This is a genomic window from Microvirga aerilata, from assembly GCF_016743775.1.
Classification (GTDB): domain Bacteria; phylum Pseudomonadota; class Alphaproteobacteria; order Rhizobiales; family Beijerinckiaceae; genus Microvirga; species Microvirga aerilata.
Genome location: NZ_JAEQMY010000027.1, coordinates 21,140 through 45,946 on the forward strand (window position 1 = coordinate 21,140; position 24,807 = coordinate 45,946).

Consider the following 24,807-nt stretch of genomic DNA (forward strand, 5'->3'; position numbering starts at 1 on the left):
GCCTGTCTCATTCGACCGGGTTGGCCAGGGCATTGACCGCCGCTGCCGCCATGGCGCTGCCGCCGCGCCGGCCGTGGACGACGAGGTACGGCACGCGCCCATCGCGAGCAAGCGCCTCCTTGGACTCCGCAGCCCCGATGAAGCCCACCGGTATGCCGATCACGGCCGCAGGTTTCGGTGCGCCCGCATCGAGCATTTCCAGAAGGCGGAAGAGGGCGGTCGGCGCATTGCCAACCACCACCAGCGCACCGTCCAGACGCTCGCGCCACAGCTCCATGGCGGCCGCAGAGCGCGTGTTGCCGATCTCCGCCGCAAGGGCGGGAACGCGCGGATCGTCGAGGGTGCAGACCACCTCGTTGGCTGCCGGAAGCCTTGCGCGGGTAATGCCGTTCGCCACCATCTTGGCGTCGCACAGGATCGGTGCGCCCCACTTGAGCGCGGCTTCCGCGGCTTCGGCGAAACTGCCTGAAAGATCGACGTCCTTCGGCAGATCCGTCATGCCGCAGGCGTGGATCATGCGCACGACCACGCGCTCGGCCGTGCCGGAAAAGTGCGTGAGATCCGCCTCGGCGCGGATGATCGAGAACGACCGGCGATAGATCTCGGCGCCTTCGCGGATGTACTCGAGACGCCCGCTCATCGGGCCGTCCTCCGAAAGGCGCTGCGCAGGTCGTTCAAGGTTTTCACGGGCATCAATCGGGTCATGATCTCTTCGACGGAGAGGTAAAGGGAGGCAGCATCGCGGGCGAAGCCGCCGAGAACCACGTCATAGGAGCCGTCGCTTCGGCCCACCAGCGTAAGGTCCGCTCGGCCCGGATGGGCGCAGCCTTTCGGGCAGCCCGAGACGTGAAGGGTCGCGCCCGAGGCCGTAAGGCCCGCAGCCGCGCCTGCGAATTGCAGCGCATCGTCGGGAGCCGGGGTCAGGGCACCCGCGCAGGCGGGCCTGCCGGGGCAGGCGATGACCGACAGGCGCGGGTCGTTCGCGTCCGCAATGAAGCCGCAACGGGCCGCCTCGTCGAGCACGCATGCGATGCCTTCGGATGAGAGCCCCGGCAGCAGGATGCCACGGGTGAAGGAGAGGCGGATCTCGCCCGTGCCGAAGCGCTCGCTCCACCCGGCTGCTCGATCGAGTTGCTCAGCGCTGCAGCGGCCGAAGGGAAGCGCCAGAAGGGCGGCAACTTCGGCCCCGAGACCGATCACGCCCGCTCGTGAAGCTGCAGGGCGTACCGGGGGCGACGCGACGGGCGCGAGAGCGGCCAGCCCAGCCAGCTCCTGAGCCAGATCTGTTTCAAGATCGCGGAGCCGCCGCGCCTCGGTTCGTCCCGCGCGTCTCATGGCCGCAAAGCACGAGATGATGGAGCAGGAGGCTTGCGGTGCATCGCGGACGGACGTGGCGCCGATCCAGGCCAGTCCGCCGGGGGCGGCGAGAGCAAGCGCAACGGCTGCGGACGCATCTTCACCCGTTGCGGCCATGTGCAGATCTGCGCCGACTTCATGGAGGGGCATGGAGCCGCCTCCGTCTACCGCCACGAAGAACTTCGGAGGCAGGCCTTCAACGGCTCCTGCCTTGCTGTCGATGGCTTGCGCCAGGGCAAGAGCATCGAAGCGTTCGCGGGGATCGATGCCGGCGATCGGCGAGACCACCGTGAGGCGGCTGGGGCCTTCGCCTTCCGCCTCGACCAACCCTTCCTCGGTAAGGCGCATCAGCAAAGCCGGATAGGTGCCATCGCTCACGCCCCGGATCTGCAGGTTGCCCCGGGCCGTGATGTCGAGGAGGCCGTTGCCGTGCTCGCGGGCGGCCTGTGCGATCAGGCGCGCCTGGCCTGCCGCGATCCGGCCGCCGGGCGGATGGATGCGCACGAGCAGGCCGTCGCCGGTCTCCATCGGGCGGCGAACGCCCGGGCACCAGCCCCGGCGCCTCGCGATGATGTCCTGAGCGCTCATTCGGCAGCCTCCTGCCGGCCATCGTCGAAGAGGGCTGCAACGGAATTGAGGCGGCTCGCCCACAGGCCCCGCCTGCGTGCATCGGCGAGCCGCTCGCGGATGGCCCGGGCAGCGGCAGGATTGGCAGCCGCGATCCGCTCCCACGTGGGCTCATCGGCCAGAAGAGCCGTGAACACGAGATCGAAAGACGTTGAGGAAACGGCATCCGTGGTGGCCGCGAAGGCGAAGAGCGCGTCGATGCCTTGGGCGATTTCCGCCGCGCCGCGCCAGCCGTGCTGCAACTGACCGGCGATCCAGCGCGGGTTCGTCAGCCGTCCGCGCACAAGGCGGTCCACATCCTCCGCGAGGGTGCGCGCCTTCGGCGCCTGCGGACGGCTGGTGTCGAGGCTGTAGAGGGCAGGGGCGGAGCCTAGCACCTTGGCGGCCGCCGCAAAGCCGCCAAAGGCATCGGCCGCCGAATCTCCCTCCAGGATGTCCCGTTCGGCCACATCGCTTACGTGAACGAAGGCCTCGGCCTGTTCGACGCGTTGCGGAAAGCTGTTGTCCGGGCGTGCTTCGCCGCCGGACAGGAAGACGTGGGAGGTGCCGTCGAGATAGGTGCTGCCGAGATCGGCTTTCGTGGTCCACTCGCCGTCCAGCGCCTGAGCCGATACGCCTGCTCCGTAGACGCCGGGCGCCGCCCCGAAGACGCGGGACAAGGTCTCTCCGCGCCTGCGCGCGGCGGCGAGCTCGTTCCATTCGTCCTCCTCGTCCAAGGCCGCGACTGCCCGGGCGGCTTGGTCGAGAAGGGCGATCTGGTCCGGGAACGTGTCGCGGAAGGCGCCCGAGACGCGCAGGGTCACGTCGGCGCGGGGCCGGTCGAGGAGCGGGTGCGGCACGATCTCGAACCCGGTCACGCGGGTGGAGGCATGGTCCCAGGTGGGGCGCACGCCCATGAGCGCGAGCGCATGGGCGATGTCCTCGCCGCCGGAGCGAAGGGTAGGCGAGGCCCACAGGTCCATCACGATCCGGCGTGGCCAGTCGCCTTCCTCCTGCAGATGGCGGCGCACCACTTCGGCGGCGGCGCGCCGGCCGAGTTCGGTGGCCGCGCGGGTGGGAATGGCTCTTGGATCGAGGGTCGCGAGGTTGCGGCCGGTGGGCAGAACTTCCGTTTGTCCACGCGAGGGCGAGCCCGCAGGGCCGGGAACGACGAAGCCGCCGTCGAGGGCTTTCAGCAAACCCTCCCGTTCCCCGGTGGAGCAGGCCTCGAGCCCTTCGGGAGCCTGGCCGAAGATGTGAAGCCCGTCACGGATCGTCACCTCGCCGAGATCGCACAGATGCGCGTCGAGGCGGGTCAGGGCCTCGTCCATCGCCATGCCGTCATCGACCCCGCAGGCAGCGGCCAGCCCGTTCGCCCGCGCACGCTCCAGGATCTCCCGGGCAACGAGGTCGGCCCGGCCTGGATGAAGCACCTGGGCGGAGGAGAACTCCTCCACCAGCCCGCGCAAGGCCGCTGCCTCGCCGTGCAGCCCGGCCTCGGCCGTCTGCGGCGTGAGATGGCCGACAGTCACGGCGCCGATGCGGCGCTTGGCGGGAGCGGCCTCCCCAGGGTCGTCGACGATAAACGGATAGACCACCGGCAGCGAGCCGATGGCAAGGCGCGGCCAGCAGGTGGATGACAGCGCCACCGCCTTGCCGGGCAGCCACTCCGTGGTGCCGTGGGTGCCCAGATGCAGGAGGGCGTGGACGCCCTCGAGGGCACGCAGGCCGAGATAGAAGGCGAGATAGCCGTGGCTCGGGGGGCACTCGGGATCGTGATAGAAGCCCTTGCGGTCGAGCCCGTGGCCCCGGTCGGGCTGAAGCGCCACGAGAACGTTCCCGGCGCGCGCAGCACGGAAGCGGAATGCGCCGCCCTGCAGGCAGGGATCGTTCTCGAAGCCGCCCCAGCGCCTGTCGATGGCGTTGCGCTGTTCCGCCGGGAGCGTGTCGAGCCACGCGCGGTATGCGGACACGGGCACCTCGAACGAGGGATCGCCTTCGGTCAGGCGAGGCATGAGCTCGTCGGCGGAGAAATCCCGCCCGGATCCGTAGCCCGAGTCGAGCAGAAGATCGAGAATCGCACAGGCGCTGGCGGGCGTATCGAGACCGACGGCGAAACCGGCACGGCCGCCGCGTGCGGGATAGTCGGAAAGAACCAGCGCCAGCCGCCGCTCGGATCGCGGCGTGCGGGCAAGGCGCACCCAGGCGGCGGCCATGTCGGCAACGGCGTCGATGTTGACGGGGTCGGGCGCCTGCACCCTGCTTGAGAAGGCGAGCGCCGGCTCGGCGGGCTCCTCGGCTTTGAACGATATGGGACCTGCGGCGATGCGGCCGTCGAATTCGGGCAGCGCCACCTGCATGGCAAGATCCGCCGCCGAGAGCCCGCGCGGGGAGGCCTCCCAGGCGTCCCTGGCGCTGCCGACCGGGATGGCCTGCAGGATCGGGCAGCCGGCTTCGTCGAGGACGAAATCCGCATCGTCGCGCGCCGAGAACGCCGTCGTGGTGACGATCACGTCCGGCCGCCGAGCCTGGATCGTACGCCGCACGACCGCCACCGCCTCCGGGTCCTTCAGGCTCGACACGGCGAGGATGAGCGGATCGATGCCGCGCTCGCGAAGGGACGCCCACAGGGCCTCGACGGCCTGCGTGTCGCCGGCCAGAACGGCGGAGCGATAGACGAGAAGATAGGCGAGGGGCCGTTCGGTGGAAGAACCGGCGAGGACGGCTTCCGGCTCGGCGATGCCGCCGAACCCTCCTCCCCACAAGGAAGAGGGGGAGGGGGAGGTGCTGTGGCTCTCGACCTCGGAGCAGGCAAATCCTTGCGGCATTAACGCGAAGGCGCGTGGAACTGCGCGCGGGGGCTCGACGGACGCGCCCGTCTCCCCGATCTCCGCGCCGATGCACGCGAGAAGCCGCCCCATGTTGTCGATGCCGCCGGCCTGGAAATAGGCCTCGAGCGCGCCGCAGACGGTTTGTGGAACGGTGGCGTAGGCCGAAAGCCTCGGATCGGGGCGGTCGTCGCCGGGCAGCACCGCAAGCTTGATGCCCTGGGATCGACAGGTCTCGGCAAGGCGCTCCAACCCGTAGCGCCAGTAATCGAGGCCGCCGAGGCAGCGGACCACGATGAAGCGCGCCTTTGCGGCGGTCTTGTCGATGTAGAGATCGACCGAGAGAGGATGGCGCAGGCGGCGCAGGGAGGCGAGACGGAGCGAGGGTCCGCCCCCTCTCAGCCGATGGGCAGCCGCCAGCGCGCCGAGGTCACTGTCCGCGAAGGAGAGGACGACGATGTCCCCCGGCGGCTGCTGGAGGTCTACGGCCTCCCCGCCGTCGTCGAGGGATATCGCTGTGACCGGAAGGAGATGCATGTCACCCGCGCAGGGCGGCCTCCACGGCTTTCACGTCGAAGCCCTTGAGTCCGATCACCACCAGACGTCCGTCCCGCGCCTCGTCGGCCTTCCACGGCCGGTCGAAATGGTGCGCGACGCGCCGGCCCACGCCCTGGACCACGAGGCGCATGGGCTTGCCGTTCACGGGGGCGAAACCCTTGATGCGCAGCACGCCCTCCGCTTCCGCGGCCCGTTCCACGCGGGCGACGAGCGCTTCCGGCGTGGCGACGGCATCGACCGGAATCGCCACGCTGTCGAAGTCGTCGTGGTCGTGATCCTCGGCGGTCTCGTGATGGGAGGGGCGGGATTCCAGATCGGCTTCCGCCGCAGCGCCGAGGCCGAGCAGCACCGTGGGATCCACCTTGCCGTGGGCGGTCTCGATGACCTTCACGGCGCGGGGGAGGTGCTCGTTGATCTCGGCGAGCACGCGGGGCAATTCGCCCGCATCCATCTGGTCGGTCTTGTTGAGGATGATGAGGTCGGCGCAGAGGAGCTGGTCCTCGAACACCTCTTCCAGCGGGTTCTCGTGCTCGACGGAGGTGTCGGCGGCGCGCTGGGCCTCCAGCGCCTCCGGATCCTCCGCGAATGCACCCGCTGCGACGGCCGGTCCGTCGACCACCGCGATCACGCCATCGACCGTGACCCGGGAGCGGATATCCGGCCAGTTGAAGGCGCGAACGAGCGGCTTCGGCAGGGCGAGGCCCGAAGTCTCGATGAGAATGTGCTCGGGCGGGTTCGGGCGGTTCAGGAGCGTGTTCAGGGCGGGCACGAAATCGTCCGCCACGGTGCAGCACAGGCAGCCGTTCGGAAGCTCCACGATGTCTTCCTGCGTGCAGCCCTCGATGCCGCAGCCTTCGATGAAGGAGCCGTCGAAGCCGAGATCGCCGAACTCGTTGACGAGAACGGCCAGACGCCGCCCGCCCGCGTTCTCCAGGAGGTGGCGCACCATGGTGGTTTTGCCGGCGCCGAGGAAGCCGGTGACGATGGTGCAGGGGATCTTGTTCAGATCGCTCATGAAATGAGGCCTTTCGGGCGGCTGTCGCTCAAGCCGCGCTGTTCGCTTTGAAAGGTGGAATGCGGGCAACGACGCCCTTGCGGAAGGCTTCCGGCCGCTCGCGCCAGGGCACGAGGCCGTCCACGGTTGCCGCGTAGCGCCGAACCCCGTCGAGAATCGTCTCGACCGACGTGTCGGCGCTCAGATCGCCATAGATGTAGGTCCAGCGTCCGGGGCCGGAGACCGCGATGGTGCAGGGGCGCTTGCAGACGGAAAGGCACTCGACCGCTTCGACGCGCACCTTCGGCGCGTCGGGTTGGGCCAGCGCCTCCGTCAGCGCCTGGTGCAGCACCGCGCCGGGCCGGAGCGCCTTGTCGTCCGGGCCACCCGCCTGACGGCAGGTGACGCAGACATGCAGGCAGATCTCCTCGGGAGATGATGTCATGGGTTAAGGCCGATCCGCTCAGGCGAAAGCGGGCAGGACAAGGGTTGCTGCGCCGGCGACGGCGACCGCAAGGCCGGCAAGGCGCAGGCCGGGTGCCGGCATGGCCGGCGAGCCATCGGTCACGAAACGGGCCGCGAAGGCGATGCCCGTGGTCAGCGCCACCTGAACGGCGACGAGGCCCGCGAGATAGGCGGCAAGCGGGGCCGATTCCGCGCCCACGATCGACTCGCCCAGGGCATAGCCATGCACCGCGCCGCCGGCAGCGAAGAGCGCTGCGATCAGCGCGTAGGGCAGGGTGGTGCGCACGGTCGCCGCAAGGCCGATGGCAACGACGCTGAGCGCCACGAGGGCTTCCGCATAAGGCAGGTTCGCGCTTGCGAGGTGAAGGCCGACGCCTGCGGCCATGGCCAGAACCCAGAACGCCGGCAGGGCAAGGCCGCGCGCGAAGCGGGAGGAGACGAGGCCGACGCCGACGAGCGCGGCGAGATGGTCGAGGCCGATGACCGGGTGACCGAGACCCGAGAGAAGCCCCTGGGTGAAGGTCTCCGGCGTCATGCCGCCCATGGGATGGTGAGCCAAGGCAGGGGTTGCGGCGACAAGGCCGCCCAGGATCGCGGCAAGCAGGCGGGTCTTCGGCAGGGTCTGTGCGGGCATCGTTCTCTCCGTCGGGAGACCTTCAGGTCTGTTGGGCTTCCACGGACGGAACCGAACGACGGCAGGTCGTTCGACTACGGTCACCGTCGGCACACCCCGTCCGACAGACCCGATAGAAGCAAAGGCTGACGGCAGGTCTCCTGGCTCGCGGGTCGATGCCGCCCGCCACCGCCTTCCCGGGATGAGCACCCAGTGGCATTTGGAGCGAAGGCTCGCCGCTTACAGTTGCGGGGGCAGCCGCGGTGTCTCACCGCATTCCCTTTTCACCCCGTTGCCGGGGCACCGTCCGCAACATGCTTACCGGGGCGGAAGACATCTTTCAAGCCTAGGCATTGGGATTCCGCCGGCCTTGTAATCCCGTCCCGGGCTGTTCATGGTGCAGCCCGCTGATGATGAAGAAGGCTGACATGACCCCGGACGAAGAAGCGCGCCATCGCGCCAAGATGATCAAGCGCAAGGAGGTGCAGGACCGCGAGGTCGCCTCGAAGACGGTGGAGAAGGGGCTCCTCATCGTCCACACGGGCCCCGGCAAGGGCAAGTCGACCGCGGCCTTCGGGCTGATGCTGCGGGCGCTCGGGCGCGGGTTCCAGGTGGGCGTGGTGCAGTTCATCAAGGGCGCCTGGGAAACCGGCGAGCGCATGGCCCTCGACCGCTTTGCCGATCAGGTGGAGTGGCACACCATGGGCGAGGGCTTCACCTGGGAAACGCAGGACCGCTCCCGCGACGTGGCGGCGGCCGAGCGCGCCTGGGCCAAGGTGAAGGAGCTGATGGCCCGGGAGGACATCCGCCTCCTCGTGCTCGACGAGCTCAACATCGCCCTGCGCTACGAGTACCTGCCGCTTTCCGAGGTGGTCGAAACCCTGCGGCGGCGCAGGCCGGATCTCCACATCGTCGTCACCGGCCGCAACGCCAAGCCGGAGCTGATCGAGGCTGCCGATCTGGTGACCGAGATGACCCTCGTGAAGCACCACTTCTCAGCCGGCGTGAAGGCGCAGGAAGGCGTCGAGTTCTGATGCGCGCGCTCATGGTGCAGGGCACCGGCTCCAATGTGGGCAAGTCGCTCCTGGTGGCGGGCCTGTGCCGGGTCTTTGCGCGCAAGGGACTGAGGGTCCGGCCGTTCAAGCCGCAGAACATGTCCAACAATGCGGCCGTCACCGCGGACGGCGGCGAGATCGGCCGCGCCCAGGCGCTCCAGGCTCGCGCCGCCGGCGTTCAGCCTAGCGTCCACATGAACCCGGTGCTGCTCAAGCCCCAGAGCGAGATCGGCTCGCAGGTGGTGGTGCAGGGCCGCGTGGTCGGCACGGCCAAGGCGCGCGAGTATCAATCCTGGAAGCCGCGCCTCATGGAAGCGGTTCTCGACAGCTTCGGGCGGCTTTCGGCTGAGGCCGATCTCGTTCTCGTGGAAGGCGCAGGCTCGGCCTCGGAGGTGAATCTCAGGGCGGGCGACATCGCCAATATGGGCTTTGCTCGCGCGGCCAACGTGCCCGTGGTGCTCGTGGGCGACATCGACCGGGGCGGGGTCATCGCCAGCCTCGTGGGCACCAAGGCGGTGATCGACGAGGCGGACGCGGCGATGATCAAGGGCTTCGTGGTCAACCGCTTCCGGGGCGATCCGGCCCTGTTCGACAGCGGCATGCGCTTCGTGGCCGAACGCACCGGCTGGCCTGCCTTGGGCCTCGTGCCGCATTTTGCCGATGCCGCACGTCTTCCGGCGGAGGACGGTCTCGGGCTCAGGCGGGCCGGAGCCGAACGGGCAAAAGGCTCCGTCCTCGTCGCCGTGCCGGTGACGCCCTGGATCTCGAATTTCGACGACCTCGATCCCTTGCGCGAGGAGCCCGGAGTGGAGGTCGTGCTGGTCGAGCCGGGACAGCCGCTTCCCGTTCAGGCTGCGCTCGTGCTGCTGCCCGGCTCCAAGACCACCATCGACGACCTCCTGTTCATCCGCCAGCAGGGTTGGGACATCGACCTCAAGGCCCATGTGCGCCGGGGTGGGCGGGTGCTGGGTCTGTGCGGCGGCTATCAGATGCTGGGCCGGCGCATCGACGATCCCTTCGGCATCGAGGGCGAAGCCGGACGTTCCGTGGAGGGATTGGGACTGCTCGACGTCACGACTACCCTGACGCCCAGGAAGCGCCTGGAGGCGGTGACCGGATCCACCCTTCCCGACAGGACGCCCCTGTCCGGATACGAGATGCACATCGGCGAAACCACCGGCCCGGAGGCGTCCGGTCGGCCCTTCGCGCAGCTTTCGGGCGAGCGGCCCGATGGCGCTGTCTCGGCCGACGGCCGGGTGGCGGGCACCTATGTGCACGGCTTGTTTTCGGATGATCGTCAGCGGGCGCGGTGGCTCGGGCTGCTTGGAGCCGAGACAAGCGATCTGGCCTATGAGGCTCTCGTCGACAGCATCCTCGACCGTTTCGCGGATCACCTCGAAGCGCATCTCGATTGCGAGCGGCTCTTCGCGATCAGCGCGCGATGATCCAGGCCAGGAAGGCGAGGGCGGAGGCCAGGCCGAAGAGCAGCCCGCAGGCCGTCCGGTAGAGGCGGAGCGCCCGGTCGATGTCCTGGGCCGTCGCATCGGCCCTTCCGCTGCCCATCCACCGGTCCTCGACCCGCACCTCCCCATAGACGCGCGGCCCCGCCAATCGCAGGCCCAGGGCGCCGGCCATGGCAGCTTCGGGCCAGCCGGCATTGGGCGAGCGGTGATACGAGGCGTCGCGCCAGACGGCGCGCAGGGCCTCGCGGGCGGACGCGTTCCGGTTCAGGGCCGCCGCTCCGACGATCAGCAACGCTGACAGGCGCGAGGCGGGAAGGTTGACGAGGTCGTCGAACCTTGCCGCCGCCCAGCCGAAGGCCTCGTGCCGGGGCGTGCGGTGGCCGATCATGCTGTCGGCGGTGTTGGCCGCCTTGTAGAGGGCCGCCCCCGTGAGGCCGCCGAGGCCGAGCCAGAACGCCGGCGCGACGATTCCATCCGAGAAATTCTCCGCCAAGCTTTCGATGGCGGCGCGGGAGACGCCGGCCTCGTCCAGGCTGTTGGGATTGCGCCCGACGATCATCGAGACGGCCTTCCGCCCACCCTCGATCCCGCCGTCGCGCAGCCCCTCGGAGACTGCTGCCACGTGCTCATGGAGGCTGCGCTGGGCGATCAGGCTGCTGGCGAGAATGGCCAGCAGGAGGCCTCCGGGCCAGCCCAGCGGGAGGAGGAGAGCCTCCAGGCTCCAGGCCACGACGGCCGTGGTGCCAAGGAGAACCAGAAGGGCCAGGATGCCCGCGGCCCGGCGCTGTCCGGCGGGCCGGGTGTCACGGTTCAGGCGTCGATCAAGCCCCTTGATAAGCCTGCCGATCCACGTGACGGGATGCCCGATCCACGTATAAAGGCGTCGGGGATAGCCGAGGGCTGCCTCTACCGCGAGGGCGGTGCTTAGGATCAGCAGGCTGTCGGAGAGGGCCATGGATGGGATCGATGAATAAGACGCGGATCTGGCACGGAGGCGACCTGGACGAGGCCCGGCGGCTTTTTCCGGAAGCGCCCGAGCCGTGGATCGACCTGTCGACGGGGATCAACCCCATACCCTATCCGGTGCCCCCCTTGCCACCCTCCTCGTTCGAGCGCCTTCCATCGCCTTCGGCCCACCGGGACCTGGAAGCGGCTGCGGCCGAGGCTTACGGCGCGCGGGATGCTGCGACGGTGGTGGCGGCGCCGGGAACGCAGGTGCTCATCAGCCTGCTGCCGGTTCTCCGGCCCCGCTCGCAGGTCGCCATCCTGGGACCCACCTACGCCGAGCATGCGCATGCGTGGCGCAGCGCCGGGCACGCGGTGTCCGAGGTTTCATCCCTCGATCGGGCGGACCGCGCGGATGTGGTCGTCCTCGTCAATCCCAACAACCCGGATGGCAGATGCATCCAGCGCGAAGCGCTGCTTGAGCTTGCCGGCCGTCTCCAGCGGAACGGGGGCTGGCTCGTGGTGGACGAGGCGTTCGCCGATTTCGATGCCGACGAGACGCTTGTTCCCGTTCTGCCGCACAACACCGTCATTCTGCGCTCCTTCGGCAAGACCTATGGGCTTGCCGGCCTGAGGCTCGGCTTCGCCATAGCTATGGAGCCCATCGGGATGCGCTTGAAGACGGCCCTCGGCCCCTGGGCTGTTTCCGGCCCTGCCATCGAGGTGGGGCGGCAGGCTCTGCGGGACCATGGGTGGCGGGAGGCTGCTCGGCTTTCGCGGGCAACGGACGCCAGCCGCCTCGACGCTCTTCTGGAGCCCGTTTCGGACCGGCCCATCCAGGGCACGAGCCTTTACCGGCTGATGGAAAGCCAGAGAGGTCCGGCGCTGTTCTCGCATTTGGGCGAACGCGGCATCTGGGTGCGCCGCTTCCAGCACAGTCCGAGCCTTCTCCGGTTCGGGCTGCCGTCTGGCGAGGGGTCCTGGCTGCGTCTTGGCGAAGCCCTGGCTGCATTCAAGCGGACGTGGAGCGCACGCTAAGCTTAAGGTGCGCTGTAAAGAAAAAGCCGTGAACCGGTCTATCGAACTGGTTCACGGCTCGGAGCCGTGCTTACCCCCCCTAAACACGGCAGTGTATTGAAATATATCTTTGGTGACTGTCTGTGCAATTGCCCCGCATCAATGAGATGAGCCTATAAGCCGATTTGCTGATGAGAATAAATACGGAAAAATACGTAATCATAAAAGCTAAGCTTGATCTGTACTACGATGATCTTCATCGTTAAGCTTGGTTCAAGGTCTGAGCTCGACTTAGTGAAAACCTTATTCTCAAGTGTTTTTACGCCGAGGTGTGTCCCTCGGAGTCTCACAGGAATGGAACGATCGGCGAGAGGCGGTACAAAGTGTCGCGCCCGCCGTTTGCGGTGCCGTCGTGAACTGCTCTGTCGATGAAGCAGCCTCGGCCATGACCCGGCCTTGGTGCCGGAAGGGAAGGATGCGCGAGGAACCAGCACATCCTCGCAGAGTTCAGACCTTTTACCAGCCCGCTTAGGAGAGCATCATGGGTCCTCGCAGATGGACGGCGCTTGCAATGATTGCACTGGCCGTTGTGGCCGTTTTCTTCGCCCTGCGCGAAACGCATTCCGACCAGGAGAGTGCGCCCGGGCGGGAGGCCAGCAAGGAAACCGTGAAGCAGATCCCATCGAACCCGGATACCGTCGTGCCCCGGTGATTGGGCCAAGCTCGGTGCGCATGCCTGCGCGGACGCGGTCTTAAGGATCGATCTCAAGCTTCAGTTTGATCTTGTCGGCGGGCAACTCCAGAATCTCGGCAAGCTGCTGGCGAGCATCTTCGAGAACATCTTCGGTGAGCGGAGCGAGACCTTTCGAGATTCCTTGCAGATCAGGTTGAGGCTGTGGCGACGAAAGGGGCTCCGGCATGCCGTCGGGGTCGCTGTCCGCGAGGCTGCGGAGTTCTTCCAGGAACAGAATCCCGTGAGTTCTCCCGTTCGACCACATGAGCCGGACAGGCATGGATTGATCCAGGGCCGGGATCTCCAGCTGGAACTCCCGCGGAAGATCAACAGCGTCGGGGAGCCATATTCGTGCTCCGGTTCCAGAGATGTCTCTCAGAGTGCATTGAAGCTGCCGGTCGAGCGTGATGCGCCCTTCCAGAATCGAAGGCAGACGCTCGCTCTGACGACGGTCTCGCATGGAGGTCACCTTTCGACGCGCTTCCTTCTCCGGTGGATCATAGCAAATTCAGGCGGAGCCTGCATCAACGGGACGATAAGGCGTTCCAGAACAATTGTCAGGCACATGGGCGAGCTTGGCCCGACGGATGCGCATCGGCTAGCGTCCTAGCCGCTTCACATTGGCCTGGACCTTTTTGCGATAGCCCTTCACGACCTTATGGGCGGATCCACCGGACGCGATCGTGGCTGCCGCCTCGGCAAAAGCCGTCATTTTCTCCGTGACCATGAGCAGATTTTCAGCCGCTGTTCCGCGACCCATGGCGGCTTGGGACAACCGTGTCCAGATCACCATCTGCGCCTCGAGGGCGAGCATTGTGGTGTCTGTCGTGAGCTTCATCCAAGGGAGCAGCATGCAGGATCCTTCAGGTTGTCGACAAAGGGGTAACATCGGGATCCAACCTTTTGATCCGGTGCCGAGGCGGACATTCACGATAGGCGTGAAGGTTCCGGTCTGTCCAAAATAGTGAGCGGGGATTCAGGGTGAATTTTCCTGCCGCCGGTTGTCGCCTAACATAAATCAATACAATGGTGGGAGAGGTCTTCCATCATCCTCCAACCGTGTCGGATGAGTCGTGCCCCGCTACTACATCGATATAAGGAGCCACTTCGGAATTAGCGAGGATCCAAGTGGCGTTGACGTGCCTGACATATCGGCTGCCAAAACGGAAGCACTGAAGGTTGCCGAGAAGCTTCTGAGCAGTTGGGCCGGCTTGTCGCCCGACTACAGCAGCGAGATCGTTATCGAGATCGTCGGGGAGGATCTTCGCCCCGTTCTGATCATCCCTTGTTCCGAAATGATGGCTATCTCTCGGGATTGAAGCCTGAGAGCCGCCCCGTCAGAGTGGAGGCCTGATGCCGTCCATGCATGGACGGCTGAGGCATGGACCGCGCCCGGCGCGTCAAATGGTCATGGGCCAGAGCGGCTCATGACGAAACCACGCACGACCGAGGGATCGGCCGCACGGTCTCATGAGGATTCGTCCGTAGGAATGTTTCTCGATGGAGATCCGGAGTGCGAGGCTTTGGGGAACTCAGGTCCGTAGCGGAGGCAGCCTGCAAACGATGAAAGCCGCGCGAGCCCAAGGGGCCGCGGCTTTCATCGACACGTGAGCCATTCTGGCTAGAGCATTCTCAGGTGAACTGGATCCGGTTCACCGTTGAAAATGCGGCACAGCCAAGAATAGAGCTGTTTCCATGGCAATGGAAACAGCTCTAGAAGCAGCGCTGCTGCCATGGACCGGCCGTGGCACGGCTGCCTCCGGGGTGGCGAAGAACCCTGCGGAGAGCAGCCTCGGCGTCAGCTGCGATGGCCCTCAGGGGCTTCCCGCCCAGCTCACCAGTGCGCTTTCCGGGTTCTTGTCCGTTGGCACGGCCACTTTGACCGGAGAAGGAGGTGTCGCTCGCGCCATGCATATCCGCATGTGGCTCTTGCGAGCCTCTTTGATCATGACCCTGAAGTCGGTTGTCGACCGGTTGCGGGTTCGATGGATCAATCTGGTCTCTTTATAGCAAGAATCCCAGCGGGCCTTGCCCTCGGGGGTCGAGGCCCATCCGCCTGGCTGTGCGGACGCGTTGAAGGATAGGAGGGCCGTTGCAGCGAAGACGGATAGAGACAAAATACGCATGGTCGGTGCTCATCGTGTGAGTGCTTGCTCACTTCATGAACAATAACAGCTCCGATCCTTTATCGTCCCATTTTGGGGGGTGTCCCAAAAGGATATCCACTTTTGCGCCGCCTTCGCTATGCCCCGTTAAAGGACCAAACAGGCCACATTTTCTCTTGGCAGGCCGGGCGTACTGCAACCAGGATTCCCGATAGCGTCGGGCCATGAAAAAACCCGTTAGGACGAGGTCCTAACGGGTTGAACTGATTGGCTGGGGGACCTGGATTCGAACCGAGACTAACGGAGTCAGAGTCCACGTAAATTGATTGAAAAGACTGATCTTTTTTCCCGACAAAGGACTCGTCGGTCCTTTATGTATCAATGGGTTAGGGGCATTTTCCCGACCGTGCGCCACCCTAGATGGACGGCTCCTAAAGCATACGCTATCGCATTTGGCGCTTGGTCTATAACACTTATCTGGAGCGTCCCACCTCACTCCCGCTCTCGGGGTCTCGGAACCTGGCCTGCCGTCTCGGATCGTCCTTGGGCCTTTGGTCGCGTCTTCGACGCCATCATACCCGAGTTCGCTCTCCATGAAGGGCTTGTACTTTGCAAGACGACAACCCCCCTGAAACAAAACGACAGGTTTTGAGACTCGGGGGGCTGTCGGCTACAAATCCTTGGTGAAGGGAACCTGCCAGGCGACGGACCCCGGGACAAAATGGCCGAGCATGGATCCGTGCTGCCCGGCACGCTCGGCATCGCGACCGCCCTGCCGCAGGAGGCCAAGAGCGGTTGGGTCCGGATCTTTCACCGGAAGGGTGTCTGGCAGGGTCAGTTCGATTTGACGGACTTGGGATACGCCCCTGGACTCAGGCTTGCCGCCGTTGACATCCGCCGGAAATCACCCGATCCATTCGCCCCGCGTGGAACACCGACTGTGGCGCCGGTCAGGTCAGGTGCCTAGCCCACCTTGCGCCGGACCTGCCCGACCCGGTTCAACACCTCGCGCGGGATTCCGTAATCCTTCACCACGGCCTCCCAGTTCCGGAACCCGCAAAGCTCACGCTGGATCATGAAGGCCCAGCCAGGTCCGCGGCATCATCCAGCATTGCACGACGCCGTTCCTCCCCGTCCATTCCATGCGCCGCCACGTCAAAGGCACGCAGTGCCGCAAGGGCCCCTTCGACCTCGCCACCGAGGTTTCCCAGCGTCCGCGCCTTCTGCTCGCGCAACTCGTAGTCGAGCACGTCCCATCCGGTCTCCCGATTGAGGCCCGTGGATAGGCTTTGGGGAATGCGAACGGCCATCTCTGGACCTGGCAATGGTTGACGACGAGGACGAATATGATGTCGCCATGCCCATGACGGAACGCGACACCCTGGCGCAAGCCTGCATGGGCAATCCGCGACCGACACGCAACGCGCCAAGGGCCAGCCAGGAGCGCGCCTCAGGATCGAGGCTCCGCGGGACGCAATGATCGAGCGCAGTCAAGCGGAGCGCGGTTCACGTCGGCCACCGCTCAGGCGCGTGTCTCGGCGATTCAATGCTCGGGGTGCTAGCACTTCCCATGATCCGCGAGGACCTCGATAATCCGGCACTCGGAAACCCGGCGGTGGTCGCAGGTAACCATGGTCTCCAGCTCGTCGCGCAAGGCCGTGAGCCGGGCGATCTTGTCCTTCACCTCCTCGAGGTGGGAGTTGGTGATGTCGTGCACCTCGCCGCAGCAGCGGTCCGGATCCCCTGCGAGCCCCAGGAGCGGGCGGATGGCCTCGACCTCGAAGCCGAGCTCGCGGGCATGGCGGATGAAGTTGAGCCGTGGAGCCTTCCTCACGGCTCCGACCGCGGTCAGGGGCATCGTGCTCACGGCCGCATGGGTTGCCTTCTCGGTCCAGATCCGGATGGAGGAGGAGCATCTGGAGCACATGCACGGTACGGCCTATGACCGCTACCGCGCGACCGTGCCAAGCTGGATCGTACTTCCCGACGGATCGGGCAGGGCATCCGCCAGCGAAGGCCACCCTGTGGATCACGGGTGAACCGAGACCAGTGCCTCAATCCTGCCTGACTTGGCGGCAACTTCTACTTCGGATCGGCCGGGCCTGCGGCAAGCGGACCTGAAGCCGGCATCAAGGGAAATCGGGTAACTGCCTGGCACTCGCGCCCGGGCGGATCGGAAGCGGGGATCACCACGATGAAGCGTATCGCATTGGCTGCGGGCCTCGTGCTCGCGCTCGCCGCCTGCCAGGGTGACACCCGATCCACGCGCCACCTGGCGCCGATCCCGCCCGCTACCATGGCGCTCATGGCCGGAAAGGGGATGTCGCAGAACGATCCCATCCTGATGCGGGCCTACAAGAAGGAATCCGAGATCGAGGTCTGGAAGCGCGGCTCCGACGGCAGGTACGCCCTCCTCAAGACCTACCCGATGTGCCGCTGGTCGGGCCAGCTCGGCCCCAAGACCCGCGAGGGCGACCGCCAGGCACCGGAAGGCTTCTACACGGTCACGCCCTCGCAGATGAACCCAAACTCCAGCTTCCATCTCTCGTTCGATCTCGGCTACCCGAACGCGTACGACCGCGCCCACGGCCGGACGGGCGCGCACCTGATGGTGCACGGCTCCTGCTCGTCGAGCGGCTGCTTCGCCATGACGGACGAGGCCATCTCCGAGGTCTACGCGCTCGCCCGCGAGTCCTTTGCCAGCGGGCAGCGCAGCTTCCAGTTCCAGTCGTATCCGTTCCGGATGACGGCCGAGAACCTGGCCAGGCACCGCATGGATCCGAACATCGCCTTCTGGAAGAACATGAAGGAAGGCTCGGACTACTTCGAACTCGCGAAGCAGGAGCCGCAGGTGTCCGTGGCCAACCAACAGTATGCGTTCAGCGGCGACGCCTCGGTCATGGCGGCCGTTGCGCAGAAGCGGCAGAGCGATGACCAACAGGTTGCCGGGTTGGCGGCCAGGGGCGTGCAGCCGATCAAGCTCGTCTACGGCGACGGCGGGCAGCACCAGAGCTTCCGGCAGGCGTTGTCCAGTGAGGATGGCTCGTTTGCCGTCGATGCCAGCGCCCGCAACCGCCTCGGCGACGTGAGCAGGCCCGAGGCGCTGGCCGCCGGGCCGCAGGAAGTCGTCTTGGCTACGAACGGGAAGCCGAGGCAGGGACCATCATCGACGCTCGCCTATAGCTCGCAAGGACCGCGGAATGGCCAGATCGCCGCTGGCGAACCCATCTGGCAGGCCGCTCCGACAGCAACAACAGCTCCTATGCCGACGCCCGAAGCGGCAAGGGGTGACAGACGCTCGGTGCTCGAGCGCTTCCGAGGGCTGTTCGGCGGCTAGGGACCGTGGGGCGGCGACGGACAGGCTCCGCCGATCCGGTTCGATGTGCAGGGACCTGCCGGCCTTGAGCACGACCATCCCGGTGCGCGGCACGTCCTAACAAGGCCCAAGCAGTGGCTCAAGGTGAGAGGAACACGCGATGCCGAAGAATACGATCTGTCTCTGGTACGACAAGGACGCCGAGGCTGCGGCCCGGTTCTATGCCGAGACCTTTCCCGACAGCGCAGTGCATGCCGTGCACCGTGCACCCAGCGACTTCCCGTCCGGCAAGAAGGGCGACGTGCTCACCGTCGAGTTCACCGTTGCGGGCGTTGCCTGTCTCGGCCTCAACGGAGGTCCTGTGTTCAAGCATAACGAAGCCTTCTCGTTCCAGATCGCCACCGACGATCAGGAGGAGACCGACCGCTACTGGAATGCCATCGTTGGCAACGGCGGCCAGGAGAGCGCGTGCGGCTGGTGCAAGGACAGGTGGGGCGTATCCTGGCAGATCACGCCGCGCGTGCTGACGGAGGCATTGGCAGCCGGCGGCGCCGAAGCCAAGCGCGCGTTCGATGCGATGATGGACATGACGAAGATCGACGTCGCGGCGATCGAGGCGGCGCAGCGCGGTTGATGCTCCAGCGCGGGTCTGCGAAAGTTTAGCGGTTGTTCGCCCCTGGCACTTCACTGAAGTAGGCCGAGGGTTTGTCTGGCAAGGAACAGCGGACATTCCTGTAGTCCCCGGGATCGACAGTGCATCGATGCAGACCTTGGGACCGCTTGGTCTTGGGATGACGATGGCGCCACCCAGGCTGGCCGGAGCCACTTGGAACCTAGCGTGAGAAGTATAGCAAAAATCGCCTTTACAGGGTTTCGCCGCCTTTACGGCTGCTCACCGGGAACCTATCTCACGCTTCCTTCCTTCGAAGTCATGTCAAATGCCATGCCCAGCCCGCTAGAGGCAGAGCCATGACTGATGTCATGTGGCGCTACAACGAGACCGGACCCGATGCACGGCAGCCTTGGACAGAACAGCAGACTGGACTTCCTCTCGGGTGGCGGGCAGACGGGCGCCCTCATCCGCGCCCACGACTGGGCGGCGACATCGCTCGGCTCGCCGGACGGCTGGTCGTCCGGGCTCAAGACCCTTGTCGGGGTGATGCTCGGATCAAACCAACCGATGTTCATCGCCTGGGGTCCGGAGCGCACGCTGCTCTACAACGATGCCTATGCCGAGATCCTCGTCAGCAAGCACCCCGCCGCCCTGGGCCGCGACTTCCTGGAGGTCTGGCACGAGATCCGCGCCGACCTCCTGCCGATCGTCGAGAAGGCCTACGGTGGTGAGTCCGTTCACATGGACGACATCACCCTCATTATGCAGCGGCGAGGCTACCCGGAGGAGACGCACTTCTCATTCTCCTACACGCCCGTGCGCAACGAGAGCGGAGCCGTTGCAGGCTTCTTCTGCCCCTGCACCGAGATCACGGGCCAGATCATGGCCGAGCGGCGGCTGGCGGCCGAGACCGAGCGGCAGCGGCGCTTGTTCGAGCAGGCGCCTGGCTTCATCACCGTCCTGACCCAGCCGGAACACCGCTTCGAGTTCGTCAACCAGGCATTCCGGCGCCTGTTCGGCGAACGTGAATTCGTCGGCAAGACGGTGCGCGAGGCCTTCCCCGAACTCGAAGGGCAGGGCTTCTTCGAGTGGCTGGACCAAGTCTACGCCACCGGCGAGAGCTTTGTGGCCCATCACGTGCCGATCCGTCTTCAGGCCTCGCCCGATGCGGTTGCGGAGGAGCGCTTTCTCGACTTCATCTACGAGCCCGTGCGGGATGAGGCTGGTCACGTAACCGGCATCTTCTGCGAGGGCCATGACGTCACCGAGGCGCACTTGGCCCGGACCGCCATCGGCGGGAGCAACGCGCGCTACACCAGCGTGCTGGCCGCCATGTGCGAGGGCTTCGTCGTTCTCGATGAGGAGTATCGCGTCACCGAGGTCAATGCCGAGGGCCTCCGGCTCGACGGCCGGCCCGAGAGCGAGCTGATTGGCAAGACTCACTGGGAGGCGTTCCCCGGCTCGGTCGGCACCCCTGTCGAGGCTGCCTATCGCCGGGCCATGACCGAGCGCGTGCCGGTCGAGCTGAACCATCACTATGTGGATGCGGTTACGGGGCACAATCTCTGGCTTGCATTGCGCATCTACCCGGTTCCAGGCGGAGTGGCCGCCTTCTACCGCGACGTCAGCGAGCAGATGCGGGCCGAGGAGGCGCTGCGCCACAGCGAGGAGCGCCTCAGAACGGCCTTGGGCATCAGCACGGTCGGGGTGCTGTTCTGGGGTGAGGGGTTGGCGTTGACGGAGGCGAACGAAGCCTTCCTGTGCATGACCGGCTTCACTCGCGAGGAGGCGCTCGGCAAGACCTGGCAGGAGTTCACGCCCGAGGAGTTCCACCCCGAGTCCTGGCGGGCAGTGGAGCAGGTGACTACGCTGGGCGAGGCCACTCCGTACGAGAAGCAGTACTTCCGCAAGGACGGCTCGCGCTGGTGGGGTCTGTTCGCGCCGCGCAAGGTTGGCGATGAGGTGGTCGAGTTCGTCCTCGACGTCACCGACCGCAGAGAGGCTGAAGCTGCCCTGCGTCAGCTCAACGAGGAGCTGGAAAGCCGCGTGATCGATGCCGTCTCGGAACGGGAGCGGACTGAAGCCGCCCTGCGCCAGTCTCAGAAGCTGGAGGCGGTGGGCCAGCTCACCGGAGGCGTAGCGCACGACTTCAACAATCTGCTCACCATCATCCGCTCATCCGTGGAGTTCCTGCGCTGGCCCAACCTGCCGGAGGAGCGCCGCCGCCGGTACGTCGACGCGATCACCGACACAGTCGACCGCGCCGCCAAGCTCACGGGGCAGTTGCTGGCCTTTGCCCGACGGCAGGCACTCAAGCCGGAGGTGTTCGACGTGCCCGAGCGGATCGGGGCCATCACCGATATGCTGAGCACCATCGTGGGAAGCCGCATCCGGATCGAAGCCGATACCGCCTGTGATCCCTGCTTCGTGGAAGCCGATGTGATCCAGTTCGAGACGGCGCTCGTGAACATGGCGGTGAACGCCCGGGATGCCATGAACGGGGAAGGCACCCTGAGGGTGCATGTCGATGCCCTTGCCGACATGCCGTCCGTCCGCGGGCATGCAGGCGGACCGGGCTCCTTCGTGGCGGTGTCGGTCAGCGATACGGGATCGGGCATCCCGGCCGACCAGCTCGGACCGATCTTTGAGCCGTTCTTCACCACGAAGGAGGTTGGCAAGGGCACGGGCCTGGGCCTGAGCCAGGTCTATGGCTTTGCTAAGCAGTCGGGCGGTGACGTGGCAGTGGAGAGCGAACTCGGGCGGGGCACAAGCTTCACGCTCTACCTGCCGAAGGTCGAGCGGGGGATTGCCACGAAAGAGGTCGGGAGCGAGGCGCGAAGAGGCGGGCCGCACGAGCACGGGCGCGGCTGCCGTGTGCGGCTGGTCGAGGACAACATCGAGGTGGGGCAGTTCTCGACACAGCTCTTGCAGGATCTCGGCTACGAGACCTCGTGGGCGGCGAACGCCCACGAGGCGCTCAAGCTGCTGGAGGAGGACCACACGCGGTTCGACGTGGTGTTCTCGGACGTGGTGATGCCCGGAATGAGCGGAGTCGAGCTCGCACGGGAGATCGGGCAACGCTACCCTTCGCTGCCGGTGGTGCTGACCTCCGGCTACAGCCATGTGCTGGCCGAGGAGGGGCGGCACGGGTTTGAGCTGCTGCACAAGCCCTATGCCGTCGAGGACGTGTCCCGTGTGCTGCGGCGCGCAACGCGGGGCCTTGTGGCGCTCCGCGGCGCCATGACTGACAAAGCCTGAACCAACGAAGGATGACGATGACACAGGACGCACCCAGCCGCCGCATTCTCCTCGTTGAGGACGAGGGCATGATCGCGATGCTGGTCGAGGACATGCTTGAGGATCTCGGCCATGAGCTGGTCAAGGTGGCGAACCACCTCGAGGAGGCGATCGCCGCAGCCAGGAACGAGTCCGTTGATCTCGCGATCCTGGACCTGAACCTGGGCGGTGTCCTGACCTATCCGGCTGCCGACGTGCTCGTGGAGCGCGGCATCCCGTTCATCTTCGCTACGGGCTACGGCAGCGGCGGACTCAAAGAAGCGTACTCCGGCTGGCCGACCCTGCAAAAGCCGTTTGACACGGAGGCGCTGGGACAGGCGATCCAGCGAGCTTCTTCGATCCCGGCATGGAGAAGATCACCAAGCCGTTCGCGGTCCACGTGCTGACCACTCGCATCCAGGCCATGATCCAGAACAAGTGACCAGGGTCACGGGACGGATTGCCGTCATGGATACCTCGGCGGCCTTGGGCGTTACACCACGTTGCATGCCGAAGGCAGACAGGAATGAACTACGAGCAGCGGGAGCTCCCGCCTGGACGCTCCCCCGAGCAGGGGGGCACCTCAGCCGATGAACTGGCCTACCGCGTGCACCAGCAGGAGCTGCTGGCAGGCTTCGGTGTCCTTGCGCTCAGGACACCCGAGTTCATGGACCTCCTCCAGGAGGCAACCCGGCTTTGTGCGCAGGGCCTGCACATCCGCTACTGCAAGGCCATGGAGTACCTGGTTGAAGAGGACGCCTTCATTGTCCGGGCAGGGGTGGGCTGGAAGCCGGGCACGATCGGGTCCAGGACCGGGGCCGACCTGAAAAGCCCGACCGGATACGCCTTCCACACAGGCGAGCCCGTGATCTCAAGCCACCTCGAGAGCGAGGGCCGCTTCCGCACGCCCCGAATCCTGGTGGACCATGGGATCCGGCGCGCCATCAACGTGCCAATCGCCACCGAGTCAGGCGGCTACGGGGTTCTGGAAGCCGACAGCCCTGCCGAAGGGCGGTTCACCGAGGCGGACCTCGCCTTCATGCAGGGCTTCGCCAACCTGCTCGGGAGCGCTCTGGAGCGCAAGCGCGGCGAGGAGAGGCTGCGCCTCGCGCACGAGCGCAACGAGGAGATCCTCGAGAGCATCGCCGATGCTTTCTACGCCGTCGACCGGGACTGGCGCTTCACCTACGTCAACCGCAGGGCGGAGGAGTGGTGGGGCCGCAAGCGCGAGGACCTGATCGGCAAGGTCTGCTGGGACGAGTTCCCGGCTGCCGTGGGCAGCGAGGCAGCGGAGGCGCACCACCTTGCCCGGCGTGAGCGGCGGACCGTGCACCTCGAGACCGTCTCGCCGCTGCGGGACAATTGGGTGGATCTCGACATCCATCCCACCGCCGCAGGCGGGCTGGCCGTGTACTTCCGGGACGCCACCGAATGGAAGCGGGGCGAGGTGGCGCTGCACGAGACTGCGGAGCGCTACCGGCTGGCGGCCAAGGCCACGAACGACGCGATCTGGGACTGGGATCTCGCAGCCGACCGGATTGTCTGGAACGAGGCTCTCACCACGCTCTTCGGCTTCACGGAGCGGGAGACGGATGGCGCCTGGTGGAAGGATCACATCCATCCCGATGACCGTGAGCGCGTGGTCACGGGCATTGAAGCGGTGATCGCAGGGAGCCAGGAGCACTGGAGCGCAGAGTACCGCTTCCTGCGGGCGGACGGATCCGAGGCCGACATCTTCGACCGCGGCTTCGTCATCCGTGACGGCGGGGGAAGGGCGGTCCGGATGATCGGGGCCATGCTGGACCTCACCGAGCGCAAGCGGGCCGAGGAGGCGTTGCGGGCCAGCGAGGAGTTCACGCGCCGTATCCTCGAGAGCTCGACCGACTGCATCAAGGTTCTCGACCCGGATGCCCGTCTCCGCTTCATGAGCCCGGGCGGCATGGACGTGATGGAGGTGGACGACTTCGGAGCGGTCGAGGGCTGCGACTGGCGCGGCTTCTGGTCCGGGCCGGACCACGCGAAGGCCCGCGAGGCCGTCCAGACCGCTCTGGCCGGGGGCAACGCCCGCTTCCAGGGCCACACGCCGACGATGAAGGGCAACCCGCGGTGGTGGGACGTGGTGGTCACCCCGATCACCCGGCCGGACGGCTCGGTTGATAAGCTCCTGTTGGTCTCGCGTGACATCACCGAGACCAAGCAGATGGAGGAGCACCAGCGGCTTCTCATCAACGAGCTGAACCATCGGGTGAAGAACACGCTGGCGACCGTGCAATCCATCGTCGGGCAGACCCTGCGCAACGCGGGAACGCTGGACGAGGCGCAGGGCGCGTTCGAGGCGCGACTGTTCGCGCTCTCACGTGCCCATGACGTGCTCACCCGAGAGAACTGGGAGGGAGCCAACCTGCGCAAGATCGTGGCAGAGGCCATCGCACCGTACGGCAATGCCCGTGAGGATCGGCTGCACCTCGAGGGACCTGATGTGCGGCTTCCGCCCCGGATGGCCTTGGCCATCGCCATGGCCTTGCAGGAGCTGGCCACCAACGCGGTAAAATACGGCGCCCTCTCGAACGAGGTCGGTGAGGTGCGCATCCAATGGACGGTCGATCGGACGACGCTTCCGGCCTGCCTGCACCTGAGATGGGAGGAGAGCGGAGGCCCTCCGGTGCAGGTTCCGAAGCGAAGAGGCTTCGGAACGCGCCTCATTGAGCGCAGCCTGGCGCTGGACCTCGACGGTGACGTCCTCATCGGGTTCGTTCCCGGCGGGGTCATCTGCACCGTTGACGCTCCCCTTCCGCCCGCAGGCCCGCTGCCGGCAGGCTCGCCATAGGCTAGGGACTTTCCCGAACTGGCCTTTTCGTTGCCAA

24 protein-coding genes and 1 riboswitch are annotated in these 24,807 nt (G+C 66.2%); of the genes, 12 read left to right on the forward strand and 12 right to left on the reverse strand.

Translation table 11 applies throughout. From position 1 onward, the window contains the following. Positions 1 to 7: 7 nt before the first annotated feature. From JKG68_RS17465 to JKG68_RS17490, 6 genes are read right to left on the reverse strand one after another with little or no spacing between them, the layout of a single operon-like run. The gene (locus JKG68_RS17465; protein WP_202062105.1) at positions 8 to 640 is read right to left on the reverse strand and encodes a precorrin-8X methylmutase; all 633 of its coding nucleotides are present in this window, start codon (positions 638 to 640) and stop codon (positions 8 to 10) included. After that, positions 637 to 1,944 (reverse strand): precorrin-3B synthase, encoded by a 1,308-nt coding sequence (gene cobG, locus JKG68_RS17470; protein WP_202062107.1) that lies wholly within the window; start codon positions 1,942 to 1,944, stop codon positions 637 to 639. Before cobG ends, JKG68_RS17465 begins: the two co-directional genes overlap by 4 nt. After that, on the reverse strand, positions 1,941 to 5,327 hold the full coding sequence (gene cobN, locus JKG68_RS17475) for a cobaltochelatase subunit CobN (protein ID WP_202062109.1): 3,387 nt from the start codon (positions 5,325 to 5,327) through the stop codon (positions 1,941 to 1,943). Before cobN ends, cobG begins: the two co-directional genes overlap by 4 nt. Position 5,328: 1 nt before the next feature. Then, positions 5,329 to 6,363, reverse strand: coding sequence for a cobalamin biosynthesis protein CobW (gene cobW / locus JKG68_RS17480; protein WP_202062111.1), 1,035 nt, complete (start codon positions 6,361 to 6,363; stop codon positions 5,329 to 5,331). Positions 6,364 to 6,391: 28 nt separating this feature from the next. Then, positions 6,392 to 6,787 carry a DUF1636 family protein gene (locus JKG68_RS17485; protein WP_202062113.1) on the reverse strand — a complete coding sequence of 132 codons (396 nt, stop codon included), beginning with the start codon at positions 6,785 to 6,787 and terminating at the stop codon, positions 6,392 to 6,394. Positions 6,788 to 6,805: 18 nt separating this feature from the next. Further along, a complete protein-coding gene (locus JKG68_RS17490; RefSeq protein ID WP_202062115.1) occupies positions 6,806 to 7,441 on the reverse strand; it encodes a HupE/UreJ family protein in 636 nt (211 codons plus the stop codon). A gap of 113 nt (positions 7,442 to 7,554) precedes the next feature. Further along, positions 7,555 to 7,743: riboswitch (cobalamin riboswitch) on the reverse strand. Between the two features lie 105 nt (positions 7,744 to 7,848). Here JKG68_RS17490 and cobO point away from each other — a divergent pair. Continuing rightward, the gene (gene cobO / locus JKG68_RS17495; RefSeq protein ID WP_202062166.1) at positions 7,849 to 8,454 is read left to right on the forward strand and encodes a cob(I)yrinic acid a,c-diamide adenosyltransferase; all 606 of its coding nucleotides are present in this window, start codon (positions 7,849 to 7,851) and stop codon (positions 8,452 to 8,454) included. 11 nt (positions 8,455 to 8,465) lie between these two features. Next, the gene (locus JKG68_RS17500; RefSeq protein ID WP_202062164.1) at positions 8,466 to 9,920 is read left to right on the forward strand and encodes a cobyric acid synthase; all 1,455 of its coding nucleotides are present in this window, start codon (positions 8,466 to 8,468) and stop codon (positions 9,918 to 9,920) included. On the opposite strand, the gene cbiB is transcribed toward JKG68_RS17500, so the two are convergent. Next, complete coding sequence (gene cbiB, locus JKG68_RS17505; RefSeq protein WP_202062117.1) at positions 9,907 to 10,893, reverse strand: adenosylcobinamide-phosphate synthase CbiB; 987 nt, start codon at positions 10,891 to 10,893, stop codon at positions 9,907 to 9,909. The two genes, JKG68_RS17500 and cbiB, sit on opposite strands and share 14 nt — an antisense overlap. Before the next feature lie 11 nt (positions 10,894 to 10,904). Here cbiB and cobD point away from each other — a divergent pair, with 11 nt between their 5' ends. Continuing rightward, positions 10,905 to 11,921 carry a threonine-phosphate decarboxylase CobD gene (gene cobD, locus JKG68_RS17510; RefSeq protein WP_202062119.1) on the forward strand — a complete coding sequence of 339 codons (1,017 nt, stop codon included), beginning with the start codon at positions 10,905 to 10,907 and terminating at the stop codon, positions 11,919 to 11,921. Between the two features lie 520 nt (positions 11,922 to 12,441). After that, positions 12,442 to 12,612, forward strand: coding sequence for a hypothetical protein (locus JKG68_RS17515; RefSeq protein WP_202062121.1), 171 nt, complete (start codon positions 12,442 to 12,444; stop codon positions 12,610 to 12,612). 40 nt (positions 12,613 to 12,652) lie between these two features. Here JKG68_RS17515 and JKG68_RS17520 read toward each other — a convergent pair whose 3' ends face one another. Beyond that, positions 12,653 to 13,093, reverse strand: coding sequence for a PilZ domain-containing protein (locus JKG68_RS17520; RefSeq protein WP_202062123.1), 441 nt, complete (start codon positions 13,091 to 13,093; stop codon positions 12,653 to 12,655). A gap of 138 nt (positions 13,094 to 13,231) precedes the next feature. Then, entirely contained in the window at positions 13,232 to 13,486 is a 255-nt protein-coding gene (locus JKG68_RS17525; RefSeq protein WP_202062125.1) for a hypothetical protein, read from the reverse strand. 220 nt (positions 13,487 to 13,706) lie between these two features. On the opposite strand from JKG68_RS17525, the gene JKG68_RS17530 reads away from it, so the two are divergent. Then, positions 13,707 to 13,952 (forward strand): DUF6894 family protein, encoded by a 246-nt coding sequence (locus tag JKG68_RS17530; protein ID WP_202062127.1) that lies wholly within the window; start codon positions 13,707 to 13,709, stop codon positions 13,950 to 13,952. A gap of 1,507 nt (positions 13,953 to 15,459) precedes the next feature. Next, positions 15,460 to 15,705 carry a hypothetical protein gene (locus JKG68_RS17535; RefSeq protein WP_202062129.1) on the forward strand — a complete coding sequence of 82 codons (246 nt, stop codon included), beginning with the start codon at positions 15,460 to 15,462 and terminating at the stop codon, positions 15,703 to 15,705. Here JKG68_RS17535 and JKG68_RS34550 read toward each other — a convergent pair. The 3 genes from JKG68_RS34550 to JKG68_RS17545 form a co-directional block, all read right to left on the reverse strand. Next, the gene (locus JKG68_RS34550; protein ID WP_312890842.1) at positions 15,702 to 15,815 is read right to left on the reverse strand and encodes a DUF6665 family protein; all 114 of its coding nucleotides are present in this window, start codon (positions 15,813 to 15,815) and stop codon (positions 15,702 to 15,704) included. The genes JKG68_RS17535 and JKG68_RS34550 overlap by 4 nt on opposite strands. Continuing rightward, positions 15,812 to 16,048: a hypothetical protein gene (locus JKG68_RS17540; protein WP_246515540.1), complete on the reverse strand. Its 237-nt coding sequence runs from the start codon at positions 16,046 to 16,048 to the stop codon at positions 15,812 to 15,814. The genes JKG68_RS34550 and JKG68_RS17540 overlap by 4 nt, the downstream gene beginning before the upstream one ends. A 248-nt stretch (positions 16,049 to 16,296) precedes the next feature. Then, the gene (locus tag JKG68_RS17545; RefSeq protein WP_312890843.1) at positions 16,297 to 16,596 is read right to left on the reverse strand and encodes a MerR family DNA-binding protein; all 300 of its coding nucleotides are present in this window, start codon (positions 16,594 to 16,596) and stop codon (positions 16,297 to 16,299) included. Between the two features lies 1 nt (position 16,597). Between JKG68_RS17545 and JKG68_RS17550 the strand changes: the two genes are divergently transcribed. The 6 genes from JKG68_RS17550 (at position 16,598) to JKG68_RS17575 (ending at position 24,770) form a co-directional block, all read left to right on the forward strand. Then, complete coding sequence (locus JKG68_RS17550) at positions 16,598 to 16,777, forward strand: hypothetical protein (RefSeq protein ID WP_202062172.1); 180 nt, start codon at positions 16,598 to 16,600, stop codon at positions 16,775 to 16,777. Between the two features lie 155 nt (positions 16,778 to 16,932). Then, positions 16,933 to 18,075, forward strand: coding sequence for a L,D-transpeptidase family protein (locus JKG68_RS17555; RefSeq protein ID WP_202062133.1), 1,143 nt, complete (start codon positions 16,933 to 16,935; stop codon positions 18,073 to 18,075). A gap of 139 nt (positions 18,076 to 18,214) precedes the next feature. Continuing rightward, on the forward strand, positions 18,215 to 18,688 hold the full coding sequence (locus tag JKG68_RS17560; RefSeq protein WP_202062135.1) for a VOC family protein: 474 nt from the start codon (positions 18,215 to 18,217) through the stop codon (positions 18,686 to 18,688). A gap of 375 nt (positions 18,689 to 19,063) precedes the next feature. Beyond that, positions 19,064 to 21,925: a PAS domain-containing hybrid sensor histidine kinase/response regulator family protein gene (locus JKG68_RS17565; protein ID WP_202062137.1), complete on the forward strand. Its 2,862-nt coding sequence runs from the start codon at positions 19,064 to 19,066 to the stop codon at positions 21,923 to 21,925. Between the two features lie 17 nt (positions 21,926 to 21,942). Continuing rightward, complete coding sequence (locus tag JKG68_RS17570; protein WP_202062138.1) at positions 21,943 to 22,350, forward strand: response regulator; 408 nt, start codon at positions 21,943 to 21,945, stop codon at positions 22,348 to 22,350. 119 nt (positions 22,351 to 22,469) lie between these two features. Further along, positions 22,470 to 24,770, forward strand: a complete 2,301-nt coding sequence (locus JKG68_RS17575) for a PAS domain S-box protein (protein ID WP_202062140.1) — start codon at positions 22,470 to 22,472, stop codon at positions 24,768 to 24,770. The last annotated feature ends 37 nt before the right edge of the window (positions 24,771 to 24,807 follow it).